This is a genomic window from Rhizobium sp. 268 (assembly GCF_036571585.1).
Classification (GTDB): domain Bacteria; phylum Pseudomonadota; class Alphaproteobacteria; order Rhizobiales; family Rhizobiaceae; genus Rhizobium; species Rhizobium redzepovicii.
Genome location: NZ_JAPPSO010000018.1, coordinates 1 through 14,591, shown reverse-complemented (window position 1 = coordinate 14,591; position 14,591 = coordinate 1). Strand labels below are relative to the sequence as shown.

Annotated in this window: 12 protein-coding genes and 1 pseudogene; 2 read left to right on the top strand and 11 right to left on the bottom strand. The window is 63.2% G+C overall.

Going from position 1 to position 14,591, the window contains the following annotated elements:
• Window positions 1–53 precede the first annotated feature (53 nt).
• From OS035_RS28100 to OS035_RS28060, 8 genes and pseudogenes are all read right to left on the bottom strand, one after another.
• A pseudogene (locus OS035_RS28100) lies at window positions 54–200 on the bottom strand (transposase); the annotation flags it as partial.
• Between the two features lie 247 nt (window positions 201–447).
• Entirely contained in the window at window positions 448–1,653 is a 1,206-nt protein-coding gene (locus tag OS035_RS28090; protein WP_183778174.1) for an MFS transporter, read from the bottom strand.
• Between the two features lie 203 nt (window positions 1,654–1,856).
• Window positions 1,857–3,041: an MFS transporter gene (locus OS035_RS28085; RefSeq protein ID WP_331814279.1), complete on the bottom strand. Its 1,185-nt coding sequence runs from the start codon at window positions 3,039–3,041 to the stop codon at window positions 1,857–1,859.
• 332 nt (window positions 3,042–3,373) lie between these two features.
• Window positions 3,374–4,288 carry an SMP-30/gluconolactonase/LRE family protein gene (locus tag OS035_RS28080; protein WP_183778170.1) on the bottom strand — a complete coding sequence of 305 codons (915 nt, stop codon included), beginning with the start codon at window positions 4,286–4,288 and terminating at the stop codon, window positions 3,374–3,376.
• A 17-nt stretch (window positions 4,289–4,305) separates the two neighbouring features.
• Complete coding sequence (locus OS035_RS28075) at window positions 4,306–5,253, bottom strand: ABC transporter permease (RefSeq protein ID WP_183778168.1); 948 nt, start codon at window positions 5,251–5,253, stop codon at window positions 4,306–4,308.
• Complete coding sequence (locus OS035_RS28070) at window positions 5,250–6,197, bottom strand: ABC transporter permease (RefSeq protein WP_183778166.1); 948 nt, start codon at window positions 6,195–6,197, stop codon at window positions 5,250–5,252. The genes OS035_RS28075 and OS035_RS28070 overlap by 4 nt, the downstream gene beginning before the upstream one ends.
• The gene (locus OS035_RS28065) at window positions 6,194–7,645 is read right to left on the bottom strand and encodes a sugar ABC transporter ATP-binding protein (RefSeq protein WP_183778164.1); all 1,452 of its coding nucleotides are present in this window, start codon (window positions 7,643–7,645) and stop codon (window positions 6,194–6,196) included. Before OS035_RS28065 ends, OS035_RS28070 begins: the two co-directional genes overlap by 4 nt.
• A 72-nt stretch (window positions 7,646–7,717) precedes the next feature.
• Entirely contained in the window at window positions 7,718–8,734 is a 1,017-nt protein-coding gene (locus tag OS035_RS28060) for an ABC transporter substrate-binding protein (protein ID WP_183778162.1), read from the bottom strand.
• 279 nt (window positions 8,735–9,013) lie between these two features.
• Between OS035_RS28060 and OS035_RS28055 the strand changes: the two genes are divergently transcribed.
• A complete protein-coding gene (locus OS035_RS28055; protein WP_183778160.1) occupies window positions 9,014–10,252 on the top strand; it encodes a GAF domain-containing sensor histidine kinase in 1,239 nt (412 codons plus the stop codon).
• A gap of 13 nt (window positions 10,253–10,265) precedes the next feature.
• Window positions 10,266–10,988 (top strand): response regulator transcription factor, encoded by a 723-nt coding sequence (locus tag OS035_RS28050; protein ID WP_183778158.1) that lies wholly within the window; start codon window positions 10,266–10,268, stop codon window positions 10,986–10,988.
• Window positions 10,989–11,028: 40 nt separating this feature from the next.
• Here the strand turns inward: OS035_RS28050 and OS035_RS28045 are convergent, their stop codons facing one another.
• The 3 genes from OS035_RS28045 to OS035_RS28035 all read right to left on the bottom strand — a co-directional run bounded on the left by OS035_RS28045 (window position 11,029) and on the right by OS035_RS28035 (window position 14,373).
• Window positions 11,029–12,738 carry a putative bifunctional diguanylate cyclase/phosphodiesterase gene (locus OS035_RS28045; protein WP_331814276.1) on the bottom strand — a complete coding sequence of 570 codons (1,710 nt, stop codon included), beginning with the start codon at window positions 12,736–12,738 and terminating at the stop codon, window positions 11,029–11,031.
• Window positions 12,669–13,352, bottom strand: coding sequence for an MHYT domain-containing protein (locus OS035_RS28040; protein WP_331814274.1), 684 nt, complete (start codon window positions 13,350–13,352; stop codon window positions 12,669–12,671). The genes OS035_RS28045 and OS035_RS28040 overlap by 70 nt, the downstream gene beginning before the upstream one ends.
• A 199-nt stretch (window positions 13,353–13,551) precedes the next feature.
• Window positions 13,552–14,373, bottom strand: coding sequence for a DUF1206 domain-containing protein (locus OS035_RS28035; protein WP_331814272.1), 822 nt, complete (start codon window positions 14,371–14,373; stop codon window positions 13,552–13,554).
• Between the last annotated feature and the right edge of the window lie 218 nt (window positions 14,374–14,591).

The following is a 14,591-nucleotide window of genomic DNA, read 5'->3' as shown; positions in this document are numbered from 1 at the left end:
TTCCCGGACTGGTTTTCAGGGTCTTCTCCAAACACGATGTCGCCTTTCCCACTCTGCTCAATCGGATTTAGGTCCGGCAAGTATTTCGGCAAGAACCATAGCCTGGCGCCGGCGCTTTGATGGCATCGCGGATGGCCTTGTTTGTGAGAACCGAGATTGTCGAGAATGACGATGTCGCCGGGCCTGAGGGTTGGGATCAAGTCGGCCCAAGCCTTGCGCTCGAGGACGACGATCTGCCGGTCGGGGTGTGGCGCGATGTCCGGCCCCGGCTCCGTCGTCAGCTTGGTGAAGGCCTGCCGGACTTCCAGCATTTCGCGCCAGATGCCGGAAATGGTAATCTCGCCGCTCTTCGAAAAGCCCTGCCCGGCAAAAAATCAGTTGGCGAGTGCTGCCAGGATGCCAACATAGAATAGCCTTTGCGCCGGGCAAAGGCAGCATCGGCAGACGCTATACGGCCTGCACACTCTGGTCCTTCGGCAGCGAGATCGTCATCGCCGCGGCGACGGCGGCCGTAACTGCAACGGCGAGATAGATGCCGCTGAAACTCTCAGTCGAGGTCTGGATCACGCCGCCAAAGAAGTTCCCAGCAGTGCCGCCGATGCCTTGGAGCACGGTGCAGATGCCTAAGACAGTGACCGCGACGCGGGGCGTGGCGCGATGTGAGACGTAGGCCGGCAGCAAGCCATAGATCGGATAAAAGCCCAGCGAAAAGAAGATGCCGGACAGAGTCGAGAGTTCCATCGAGGGATCGAGGACGACGAGGGCGCCGGCGGCGAGGAAGCTTGAGTAACAGGTAAGCATGGCATAGCGCGATCCGAGACGCGACGATATCGTGCCAATGGCGAAGCCTGCGCTTATCCCCACCGCCCCGATCGTTGCCCAGAGCCATGAGGCAAAGCCGACGGAGTAGCCGAGTTCCTCGCGCAGGAACGGCGAGAGATAGGTGAGATAGGGATATGGCATCAGCCCGTTGATGAAGCCGAGCGCGAAGATCAGCGTCACCCATGGCATGATGGAGCGCAGGCTTGCTGAACCGCCAGCAGTTGGCGCCAGCGTTTGGTGACTTGTCCCGCTGTCGAAGAGGCCGGCCCGCCCGAAGAGAATGTGAGTGACAACCGCCAGTGCGATCGTGGCCGCGCCTGTGAGGAACCAGACCATCTGCCAGTGACCGCTTCCGGCGTATGCCGCCACGAGTGCGCTGTTGATGAGGACGCCAAAGGCCGGGGCGCTGGAGATCAGGCTCATGGCAAAGCCGCGCTGGTCTGCTCTTACCACCCGCGAGGCAAGATTAATCATCGGCACGAAAGTCGATGCGCCAGTCGCGCCGGCGACCATCAGCAGGCCGGCAACCACATAGAGATTGTCACTAATGGGGATGCTCGACAGGCAGAGCCCGCAGAGCGACACGGACGCCACCACCGTCCGTGCGGCGCCGATGCGATGGACGAGCCAGGTACCGAGCACGGCGAATGCCACTGTGGAAAACTGCACCAGGCCGGTGACCGTGCCGACGAAGGAATAGTCGAAGGCAAGATCTTTCCGCATGTCGGGGATGATCTGAGGAAAAAGGCTGAGGCCGAATCCGTAACACGTGCCGACGCAGGCGATCATGACGGCTAGGAGGACGTTATCATGGATACGCACGCTAGTCATGATGATCGACCTCTGTTGGCAACCGTGTTCGCGCTCCGGCTCGACGCGATGATCATCTAGCATGAGCAGTCGGCGGACTGTCGGATCTGCGACGCCGGCGGCCTAAAACGCATACAAATGGGAGCGCCGAGCATGCGCTACGGCGTGCTGGCCTATGCTTTTCGCCGAACCAATCAAGCCGCCGAAACAGCCAGCTCGATCGATCACCCGTTGACGCTCCGAACGCTCGCAACGCTGCCGCCGCAGGCCGCCCGGCGCTGAGCAAGCACCTTAACCGAAAAGAGCGCGTAGACGATCAACGGAAGGCAGACGAGATAGGATGTCCTGATGCCCGCATGTTCGGCAATGAAACCGAGCAGCGGCGGCGCCAGGAAGAAGACGACGAAGGTCATCTGGCCAAGGGCGGCGACGTTGAGATGCGCCGCGCGATCTGTGCGCTGGGCCGCCGCCGAGACGGCGAGAGGATAGACCGCGCTGCAGCCCGCGCCCATCGCGGCAAAGCCCGCCAGTGCCACATAGGCATGCGGAGCGCCCCAGACAGCGCAAATGCCAATAGCCGAAAGGACAAGCAACATCGTGGCGACGGCCCGCGGGCCAAACCGATCGACCAGCGGATCGACGAACAGGCGCGCCAGTGCCATGCAGAAAGTAAAGAGGGTCAATCCTAGTCCGCCAATGAAGGGCTCGACTGAAAACACGTCGCGCATATAGATCGCCGACCAGTCGATCCCGGCACCTTCGACGAGAAAGGCCGCGATGCCGATCACGCAGAGCGGCATGAGGCTCCGGGTGGGAAGCGCCACCAGTGGCGCCTTGCCTTCATTCAACGGGGTCCGCGCGGGCGCATTGCGCATACCTGAAATCGCCCAGACGCCGAGCACAAGTACCGCTGCAAAGGTCACGGCGAGATGGAGTTGCATCGAAATACCGGCTTGGCGGACGACCGAGGAGACAAGCGCCGTGACGAAGAAGCCGAGGCTCCAGAAACCATGCGCCCTGTTCATCACGCCGCGTCCTAACTGTGCTTCGATGCGATCAATCTCGACATTGAGATTGATCTCCAGCGCCCCAGCGAGCATCCCCTCGACGAAAAGCACACAGAACACGACCGGCGCCGCACCAATCCACGGCACCAGCGACAGCAGCGCAGACGTGCCGAGAACAGTAATGAATGCCGTTGTCCGCGCGCCAAGCCGGGCGATCACGGGCGAAGACAAAGCCAACGAAATCAAGGCGCCGATCGCAGCCGCTATCAATGTCAACCCAAGCTCCGACTTGTCGACGTCAAGCGCAACCTGCAAATCCGGCATCCTCGACAACAGCGCCCCCAGCGACACGGCGAAGAGAAAGAAGCAGACATAGATCCGCTGCTGCGGCGCGATTTTCATGATGCAACTCCGGGAATTGACGCTCGAAGCCGAACGCGCGCTTTTGGACTTGTGATATCTAACTCACAGGGCCGGAGATCAAAACTTTTTTCTGAGGAGATGCGACGGAGCAAGCGATTTTGGGGACCGGCGATTTGCCTGGGCTGCCAAACCATAGGGAGGGCGGCTGGCTTTCTCGACCGCTGCCGGCGGGGACGTTCCGGATCAAGCGCCATGCGGGCGCTTCTGCCTGGCCGATGCTGGCGGTCTAAAGCGCCAACCGCAACCGCGGCTCCATTTTAGCGGCCCGCCGTTCCACCGACGATAGCGAGACGCCGAGTAGAATCACGCTCTCACGGCATCTGAGCACCGCTGACGGCGACATAGACCGAATAGATCGAACGCGTCGCCGCAATGAACAGCCGGTTGCGCTTGGGACCACCGAAGGTGAGGTTGGCGACGGTTTGCGGCACGCGGATCTTGCCGATCAGTTTGCCGGCCGGATCGAAGCAATGCACGCCATCACCGGCACTCGACCAGAGGTTTCCGTTCACGTCGGTGCGGATGCCGTCCGGAATGCCGTTGTCGATGAGGCAGAAGACGCGGCCGTTTTCAAGCCTGAGGCCGTCGGCCACGTCGAAAGCCCTTATGTGGCGCGGCAGGCTTTCATCGTGGCTTGCCGCCGAATCCGCCACGTATAGAATGGTCTCGTCGGGGGAGAACGCAAGGCCGTTCGGCTGGATGAAATCGGTGACGACAGCCGCAAGCCCCCCGGTCGCCGGATCGAGCCGGTAGACGTTTCGGGTCGGCTGCTCCGGCACGGCGCGGTAGCCTTCATAATCCGACATGATGCCGTAGGTCGGGTCGGTGAACCAGATCGTGCCGTCGGATTTCACCACCACGTCGTTCGGCGAATTGAGCCTTGCGCCCTCGAAACGGTCGGCGAGCACGGTAATCGAGCCGTCGATCTCGGTGCGGGTGATGCGGCGCGTCCCGTGCTCGCAGGAGATCAGCCGACCCTGCCGGTCGCGCGCATGGCCGTTGGTGAAGTTGGACGGTTGCCGATAGACGGAGACGCCGCTCTCGGGCGTCCATCGCATCATACGCTGGTTGGGAATATCACTCCAGAGCAGCTGGTTCGCATCGTTGAACCAAACGGGACCCTCGGCCCAGCGGCAGCCGGAATAGAGTTCGTCGAGGCCGGCGCTTGTTACGATCATCTGCCGGAAGCGCGGGTCGTGGATTTCGTAGATGCTGGCCTCGGCCATGGCGGTCTTCCCGTTTATCACATGCCGGCCCGGCGGCCGCCGGCGAGCATGATGACGCTGATGATGATGAGGCCGGTCATGATGAGGCGGATGCCCGCGCCGACCCCGTAGGTGTTGAGCATGGAGACGACCAGGAACATGAAGAGCGATGCGCCCCAGATGCCCGGCACGTTGGAATCGCCGCCGGCGACGGCGGTGCCGCCGATCACGACGACGGCGATCGACATCAAGAGATATTCGGAGCCCATGTTGAGCGCCGCGCCGCCGGAGAAACAGGCGAGCAGATAGCCCGCGACCGCGGCAAGCACGGCGCAGAACAGGTAGGTGACGAAGCGCGTGCCGTCGACCGGTATGCCGGCCATGCGCGCCGCCGGCATGCTCTGGCCGATCGCCGAGATCCAGCGCCCGTAGATCGTCTTTTCGAGCAGGAACCAGGCAAGCAGCGAGATGAGGAGTGCTACGATCGCCACATTCGGCACACCGAGCGTGTTCAACGTGGTGAACTCCGCCAGCATGGTCGGAGGCTTGATGCGCAATCCGCGGTTCGTCCAGATCGCCGCGGACTGGACGATGAAGCTCATCGACAGCGTGGCGATGATCGGCGGAATGCGCAGGACCTTGATCAGCGCATAATTGCCGAGGCCGACAACAAGGCCGAGGACGATGGCAATGAGAAGACCGGGCAGGATCATGCCGTTTTCGACATTCATCAGCTTCAGCGCCACCGTGCCGGCCAGCGTCATGGTGGCGGGAACCGAGAGGTCGATGTTGCCGGGGCCCAGCGTGATGACGAACATCTGGCCGATGCCGACGATGACCGAGAAGGCGGCGAAGGTGAGGGCTGCCTGCGACAGACCAAGCGTGCTGGCGCCGAGTGTCACCATGATCGTCAGGAACCAGACGGTGAAGGCGGCAAGCCACGACCATATCCAGGGTTTGCCGAACAGACCGAACAGCGGGGTCATCGGCGTTTCTCCCGCTTCTCCAGGCGGTTGAGCATCAGGCGAAGTGCGAGCACGACGATCAGGATCGCGCCTTGCGCCCCGATCTGCCAGTCCGGCGAGATGCGCAGGAAGGACAGGAACGAGCCGGCGAGCGTCAGGGTCAGCGCGCCGATGACGGCGCCGACAGGGGAGACGCGGCCGCCGATGAACTCGCCGCCGCCGAGGATCACGCCGGCAATCGACAGCAGCGTGTAGCGCAGCGCGATATTGGCATCGGCCGAGGTCGTCAGGCCGACGAGGGCGATGCCAGCAAGCACCGCGAACAGGCCGGCAAGGCCGTAGGCGCCGGCGCGTGCAGCGACGATCGACCAGCCGGCGCGCTCGACCGAGCGCTGGTTGCCGCCGATGCCGCGGATCAGCACGCCGAGCGAAGAGCGCATGACGAGGAGATGGGCGACGGCGGCGATGGCGATGCTGGCGACGATCGCCATCGGCGCCAGCGGCGGCTTGACGGTCATAAGCCAGCGTACCCAATCCGGCGCCTGGCCGCCCGGTGCCGGCAGCAGCAGCACGGCAAGGCCGCCCCAGACAAAGCTCATGCCGAGGGTCACGACGATGGAGGGCAGGTTGCGCAGATGGATGACGACGCCAAGGCCCGCATAGATGGCGATTGCGCCGGCAAGGATCAGGATGCCGACCGCCGGGGCATCGCGGAGAAAGGTCGCGGTGACGCAGGCGACGAAGCTGACGAAGGTGCCCATCGACAGATCGAGATCGTTGACCGCCATCACCAGCATCTGGGCGATTGTCGCAAGCGCGATGGGCACAGCCAGGTTGAACAGCAGGTTGAGCCCGACATAGCTCATGGCGCGCGGCTGCAGCCAGAAGACGGCGGCAAGCAGCAGCGTCAGCGACAGAGCGGGGATGGTAAGACGCAAGGCGTCGGACGAAATCCGGAACGTCATGCGGCGACCCCTTCGAAGGAAGCGGCGATGATATTCGTCTCGTTGACGGCGTCGCCGGCGAGTTCGGCGGTGATGCGGCCTTCGCGGAAGACATAGACGCGGTCGCAGAGGCGGACCTCGTCCATCTCAGTGGAGTACCAGATGAAGGTGCGGCCGTGCGCCGCTTCCTCGCGGATGATCGCGTAGACCTCCTGCTTGGTTCCGACATCGACGCCGCGCATCGGATCGTCCATCAGGACGACAGGCGCGCGCGTCGCCAGCGCGCGGGCAAACAGCACCTTCTGCTGGTTGCCGCCGGAAAGCGACAGGATGCGGTTGGCCATATCGGGTGTGCGGATCTCGATCCGCCGCTTCCAATCGACGCCCTTCGTCTGCTCTTCATCGGCGAGGATAAGGCCGTGCCGGGTAAGGTCACCGAGCGAGGCGATGGAGAAGTTGCGCAGGATGCTCCAGAGTTCGAAGACGCCATTGAGGCGGCGGTCGCCGGCGACGAAGGTGACGAGCGGATCGCGCTCGGGCAGCCAGTTGCCGGACTGGGCGGCATGCAGGGCGAGCAGCAATTCGGTCTGCCCGTGGCCGGCCAGTCCCGCCAGTGCGATGATCTCACCCTTCAGCGCCGTGAAGGGAAGGCCTTTCGTCTGATGGGACAGAATGAGCGGAGCGGTGGATTGTTCGCGCGTCGAGCGCTGCGCGGTCTCCTCCTTCGCAACGGTCCCCATCGCTTCGACGAGACCATGATGGTCGAAGCCCGGCGCCGGACGCTCGGCAACGACGCGGCCGTCCTTCATGACGACGATGCGGTCGGAGGTTTCGAGGATCTCGTGCAGGATATGCGAGATGAAGATGACCGAGCCGCCGGCGGCGACGAAGCGGCGGACATGATCGAGCATCTGGCGGGCAAGGCTTGCGTCGAGCGACGAGGTCGGCTCGTCGAGGATCACCAGGCGCGGCGCCACGCCGGCGTTGGAAAAGGCCATTGAAATCTCGACCATCTGCCGCTCGGCAATCGACAGATCGCCCACGGCCCGGCCGCTGTCGATGCCGTGGCCGGGAAAGACGGCGTCGAGGCTCGTCTCGATGATTTTTGCGGCGCGCCGCCGCCAGCCGAAGCCACCGAGATGGCGATGCATGATGCGCGTGTTCTCGACGATGGAAAGGTTGGGGCAGAGCGAAAGCTCCTGGAAGACGCAGCGCACGCCGCGGGCACGCGCGGCATTGATGCCATAGCGTTCCAGCCGTTCGCCGTCGCTCGCAACGCTTCCTTCGTGCGGGGTGAGACCGCCGTTGATCACGCTGACAATCGTCGATTTGCCGGCGCCATTGTGGCCGACGAGCCCGACGCATTCGCCCGGCATGACGCGGAGCGTGACGCCGTCGAGCGCCTTGACCGCGCCGAAGCTCACCTTGGCGTCATCGACGGCGATCACCGCCTTCAAAACCTCATTCATCCTGCCCGCCAGATCCGCTTCACAAAGAATGTCGCGCGGCCATGTGCGGCCGCGCGGCAGTCGCCGGGAGAGTTACTTTGCCGACTCGATGACCTTGATTGCGTCTGCCTGCGTGTATTCCACGTTGGCGACGCCGCCGGCCTGGGTATTGGCGAGGTTGGTTTCGAGATTGTCCTGGTCGATGCGCAGGAAGGGCACGACGAGGTCCTTCTTGACTTCCTTGCCGTCGAGGATCTGCTGAGCGACCCAGAAGGCGAGCGTGGAGACGCCGGGCGCGATCGACACGGACATGGTCTCGTAGCCCTTGCCGTCCTTCTGCTCCTTCCACCACTTCAGTTCGTCTTCGCGGTTGCCCATGATGATGGTCGGCATCTTCCGGTCGGTCGCCGCAATCGCCTGCGCGGCGCCATAACCGTCGCCGCCCTGCGTCACCACGCCGACGATGTCGGGCAGGCTCGGCAGGATGCCGGCAACCGCCTTCTGCGCCACGTCCTGCGCCCAGTCTCCGTGAACGGAGCCGACGACCTTGAACTGCGGGTACTGCTTGACGCCGTCGTGAATGCCGGCCGAGATCTCGTCATCGACGAAGACACCAGCAAGACCGCGGATCTCGAGCAGGTTGCCGCCCTGCGGGAGTTTCTGCGACAGGTACTCCACTTCGCTGCGGCCCATTTCCTTGAAGTTGACGGCGATGCGCCAGGCGCAAGGTTCGGTGACGATGCCGTCGAAGGACACCACGGTGATGCCGGCGTCGCAGGCTTCCTTGACCGCGCCGTTCAGCGCCGTCGGCGAGGCGGCGTTGAGCACGATTGCGTCATAACCCTGCAGGATCATGTTCTGGATCTGCGCGGCCTGTTCCGTTGCCTGGTTCTCGGCGGTGGTGAAAGGGTCGGCTGCGGCAACGGTGCCGGCCTTGACGGCCTCGCCCGTCACCTTGCCCCAGCTCGTCAGCATGGCCTGGCGCCATGAGTTGCCGGCATAGTTGTTGGAAAGAGCGATTTTCTTGGCCGACGTGTCGGCAAAGGCAGAAACGGGCATCGCGGCGCAAGCAATAGCGGCCGATGCCAAAAGCATCTTGCGGATTGTCATGTCTTCCTCCCTGATGATCGCGCCGGTCGGCGGATCGCTTCACTCCTGCCTGCCCAATCGGGGCCGAGTGAAAATTGTTCTTGCACTGAGCTTCCTCCTCTCAGTAAGGGCAGGATGCGGGAGATCGACCGGCCTGTACAGGGGCAAGGCAGCAAGTCGTTTGCGGGTTTTGCGCAATTAGCTGCGGGTTTACGCAAGACGGCGGCGCTTCCGCGGGCGCTTACTGCGAAGGGATCGCGGCGGGTTGAGGAGCCTGTGCCGTCTCAGGGAGGAATCACAATGCTGCATCTCACACCCGCAGCGATGTTCGACCACTATCTCGGTATTTCCCGGCTGCTCGCGGGCCAGCTCGACTTCCGCTCGGCCATCCGTTCGGTTGCGGCCGAGGTCGCCCATATCATCCCGCACGACCACCTCGATGTCTGCGTGCTCTTGGAGGGCGGCAACTACCACACGGCCTACGAGACGGGCATCGAAACCGCCTGGGGCGATCTTGCCGGCGCGCCGGTGGTCAACAGCCCGATCCGTTCGCTGCTCTGGGGCGAGGTGGACTTTCTGCTGGCGGAAGACGCCATGACGGACCCGCGTTTCCATTTCGAGGGTGCGTTCAAGCGGCCGATCGTCGAGGAGTCGCTGAGAAGCCGTCTGCATGTGCCGATGAAGGTGCAGGGCACGATCATCGCGGCGCTCTCCTGTTCATCGCGAACGGCTGGTGTCTATACGATGGAGGATATCGAACGCGCCCGCATCATCGCCGACCTGCTGACGCCCTATTTCTTCGCGCTGCAGGCTGCCGAACAGGCGCAACGCTCGGCGATCGTCGAGGCCGAGGCCCGCGCCCGCGAGGAGGGGCTGCGGCAGGGCGCGCTGAAGCTGACCGAGGCGCTGGAGCAGGAACGCCAGCGGATCGGCATGGACCTGCACGACCAGACGCTTGCCGACCTGACGCGGCTCGCCCGCCGGATCGATCGGCTGTCGCGCAACGGCGAGGTGACACCGGAGGCGCTGGAGCCGGTCTCGCGTTCGCTGCAGCATTGCATGCAGGATCTGCGGCAAATCATCGAACAGGCAAAACCATCTGTGCTCCAGCTCTTCGGTCTCGCGCAGGCAATCGAGCATCATCTCGACCGCTCGACCCGCGACACGGGATCGGCCATCGAATGGGGTCTGGTCGACGAAACGCACGGCGCATTGGAGCGGCTGGAACCGACCGTCAGCGTCGCGCTGTTCCGGATCGCGCAGGAGGCGATCAACAATGCGGTGCGCCATGCCGCGCCCCTCGCCGTGACGGTGCGGCTCGAGGCCGATGAGGAACGGCTGTCGATCGAAATTTTCGACGACGGAACGGGGCTTGCCAAGGCGCGGGGACGGATCGGCGGCGGCATCGACAATATGAAGACCCGTGCGCGGCTGATCTCGGCGCGCTTCACCACCGGGCCCGGCCACAACAATCGCGGGACCGTGGTGCGCGTCGTGCTGCCGCTGACCCCGCACAACCCGGCAAGCGGGCCGGACTGAGGAGAAACGCGCAATGAAGGTTCTGATCGTCGAGGACGACCCGCTGCACCGCTCCTACCTGCACGAGGCGGTCAACGCCGCCCTGCCGGAATGCGACACGGTGATCGAGGCCGAGAACGGAACGGTCGGCGAGAAGCTCGCCCGCGACCACAAGTCGGCGCATATCGTCATGGACCTGCAAATGGCGAGCCGCAATGGCATCGAGGCGGCGCGCACCATCTGGAAGGAGCGGCCCGAGACCCGCATCCTGTTCTGGTCGAATTATTCCGACGAGGCCTATGTGCGCGGCGTCTCGCGCATCGTGCCGGATGGCGCCGCCTATGGCTATGTGCTGAAATCCGCCTCGGACGAGCGGCTGAAGCTGGCGCTGCGCTCGATCTTCATCGAGAGCCAGTGCGTCATCGACCGCGAGGTGCGCGGCCTGCAGCAGAAAAGTCTCGGCCAGACCAACGGTTTTACCGATTCCGAATACGAGGTCCTCGTCGATATCGCGCTCGGCCTGACGGACAGGGCGATCGCCAAACGCCGGGGCCTGTCGCTGCGCAGCGTGCAGAACCGCCTGCAGCAGCTCTACGACAAGCTCGACGTCTACCAGAGCGCCGGTGACGATCACGAGGACGGCCGCTTCAATCTCCGCGCCCGCGCCGTCACCGTGGCTTTCCTGCGCAAGCTCTTGAACTACAGCGCACTGGAGCGGGCAGAGGCGGAACTGCAAGAATGGCTCGACGGAAAGTAGTCCGGAGCGGCTGGAAAACCCACAATTCTGCCCAGGCGGGTCAGGCGATCGCTTTCAACGGCGCCCGGCTGCTTGGCGCGGCCTCAGGCTTGCCGAACAGGAAGCCCTGCATCTGCGCCGGCTGGCTTGCATGAAGTATCGAAAGCTGTTCCTGCGTCTCGACCCCTTCGGCAATCACCGGCAGGTTGAGCGTCGACGCCATCTCGATGACATTCTCGAACAGTGCCCTGATGGTGGGATCGACGCCGATGCCGGCAAGGAAACGTCTGTCGATCTTCAGCTTGTCGAACGGAAAATCCCGCAGATGGGCGAGCGAGGAATAACCGGTCCCGAAGTCGTCCAGCACTACCCGGATTCCCATCGCCCGCAGTTGACCAAGCGTGGAAAGCACGGCGGCCCGATCGCGGAACAGCGCCGTCTCGGTGATCTCAAGCTCCAGGCGGTCCGGCTGCAGCCCGGTTTTCGCAAGAATTTGCGAGAACTGCTCCACCAGGTTCGGCATCAGGAACTGAACCGGCGAGATGTTGACCGCGATCGTCAGCGGGGCCTTCCACGACGCTGCCTCGCTGCAGGCTTCTTCCAGAACCCAGATCCCGATGGGAATGATGCAGCCGGTTTCTTCGGCGGCAGCGATGAAATCCGCCGGTGCAAGGACGCCTCGGCTTGCATGGCGCCAGCGCAACAGCGCCTCGTAGCCGCACGGTTCTTGCGAGGAGGTGTCGACGATCCTCTGATAGACCAGGAACAGCTCTCCTTTGGCGACTGCGTGCCGCAGATCGTGCTCGAGCTGCCGCTTGGCATGCAGTTCAATGTCCATCGCCGCCTCGAATGTGCAGGCTCTGCCGCGGCCGCCGCTCTTGGCCCGGTAGAGAGCCATATCGGCGTTGTTTCGCAGGCGCCGATCGGTGACGCCATGCTCCGGGTACAACGCAATGCCGATGCTGGCACCGAATCCCGAAGAGGTGGCGAGATCTGCGAACTCCTGCGCGAAGGCGTGCTGCAGATCGGCCGACAACGCTTCCGTCTGTTGGCGGGACGCGTTTTCCAGGATGATGCAGAATTCGTCTCCTCCCATGCGGGCGATCGTAACATCGGCCGGCAAAGTCCGGACCAAGACCTGGGCGACACGCTGCAGAACCGCGTCCCCCGCGGCGTGGCCGAATGTGTCGTTGACGAGTTTGAAACGGTCGAGATCGAGGGCAAACAGCGCCAGGCCGCTTGGGGTTTCGGCAGCGCCGGCGATCGCCATTTCGAAACGCCGGTCGAACTCGCGGCGGTTCGCCAGACCGGTCAGTGGGTCGTGGCGCGCCATATGCTCGATCCTGCGGCTCGCCTCATGGCGCTCCGTCAGATCGCGTACGGCAATCACCTGGCACTCGCGCCCGCGATATTCGATCGTTCGAGCCAGGATCTCGACCGGAATCATGTCCTGGCCGTCGCGCCACACCGCTCCCTGGCAAGTGTCGATGCCGAGGCGCCTTTCGATCGCAAGCACCGCCTCGACCGGTTGCCCTTTCAGAAACGCGGCTGCCTTACCGGCCATCGCAGCGAATTTCTCGTTAAGATCGATGACGACATTCTCCTGGGCGATGACAAGCCCCTCGAACGAGGCATTCGCCAGCCCGCGCAGATCGGTCAAATGACGATCGAGGAACAGCGCTGCGGCCGCTCCGAGCAGGATCAAGGTGGAGATGACCGAGACGGCGATGGCGATGGCGATCCGATCGACGGAGGAGAGATCGGCATGCACGGGCTCGGCGGAAGGGGTAATCTGGACCCCCTCATCGACACGGTGTGGAGGCTGCAGATCGCCAGGACGATGCAGGCCGCGCCGGCGAAAATATGAAAACGCCTGCTGGCGCTGTGCCGCAGGGCCGCAACCGCAACGATGCCGAAGCCGATTGCCAACGCACAGGCGACGATCGATTTGTCCGGGACAAGCGAAACCATGCTGAACGGCGTGATGGCGAGCAACCCCACGAAATGCATTGCCGCAATCGCAACGCCGAACAGGACCCCGCCGGATGCCTGGACAAGCTGGCCGCCTTCCATAAAAGCGATTTCAACCGCCACTGCAAACAGTACGACGGCGGCGATGATCGACAGAATGATCAGGGGACCGTCGTAGCCGATCGGCACCGGACCGGCATAAGCCAGCATCGCGATAAAATGGGTTGCCCAGGTGCTGGCGCCGAGAACGACGGCAGCGGCGATGAGCCAGGAGTGGTGATGCTGCCGCACGCATTCCTGCGCACGTGTCAGCATGAAAACCGCCGTCAGGCTGCCGAAGCAGCAGATCGACAGGGCGACGAAAAGCAACGTCCAGTCATGCTGGTCGGCGATACATGAAAGCACAGTGAACATGGCATCTCCCGAAGGTGCGGGGAGGGTGCCAAAGCGGGCCTAACGAAATCATACGGGCTTCGTTAAAATGCCAGTTATCCAGGGAAAAACCACAACGAAAAGACGAAATAAAATATCGCTCGACAAACCGCGGATGGAGGCGGCCGCGACCGCAGTTCTGCTGCTTCAACCGAAGAAAGCCGGCTTCTGACAAAGCGTATCAGGAGCCCGCCAGCGGGATCGAACGCCTGGCGCCTGCCAATGACGGGTTGGAAATGACGCGGTACCGTGCCTCGACAAGGTTGTATATTCCGAAGGCTGCCAATCCGGCGGCGACGGCGATGTAGAGGAAGGATCCGAACGGAAGCTGGCGGACCCATTCCAGGGCGTCGCCCATGCTGCCGGCCTGTTGCGGATCCACCCGGAAGCCGGCATAGGCGAACAGTATCCCGGTGATCGCAAACACTATGCCACGGGCGACGAGACCGTAAACGCATATCAAGGTCACGATACCCTTGCTGTCCGGTATCTTAACGTAGCGCTCGAACTTCCGGGTGATGCCCTTTGCGACCGTCACGATGCCGCCGATGACAAAGCCAGCCCCAACGGCGATCGCAAGGTAGGATCCGAACGGCTGCGACATGATCCATCCAGCCAACCCCTTTTCACCCGAGCCTTCGCTCCCTCCACCGAGGAAGATGGCACCACCGAGGGCATATCCGGCAAGCCCGAGATAGGTGATGGCGCTGCCAAGCAGTGCCGCCCGGATCGCCAAAGCCTTTCCGTCCCGGCCGTGGCCGTCGCTATCCGCCAAGGACTGGGCCAGCCTCCAGGCGACAAATCCGAGAAGTCCAAGACCGATCATTCCGACCCAGATCCGACCGAACGGCTGCGCCAGCAGCGTCGAGAGCGCCGACTTCGTTTCCGGCCGGCCGCCGGCGACGCCGGAGAAGAGCGCGAGCCCGGCTATCAGCAGGAAAACGACACCCCGCGCCGTGTAGCCGCCCTTGGCGAGCACATCAAATCGAAAGCCTTTGCTCATCAGCATTTCCTCTCCGTCGCCACCGCGCGAGATTAACGCGCCAGCCTTCCGAAAGTTTGCTGAAAGGGTTCGGGGGCGTGGTGGCTACCAGGGACCAGTTCCATAAAGCTGGTTCCATAAGATAGATTACGCCACATTTGTGCGGAGCCGCGGTACATTCTATCTCGAACTGCAACAAAGGCGCTAAGCTGCCTGCTTTTCGGGAGCCATGGTTTGAT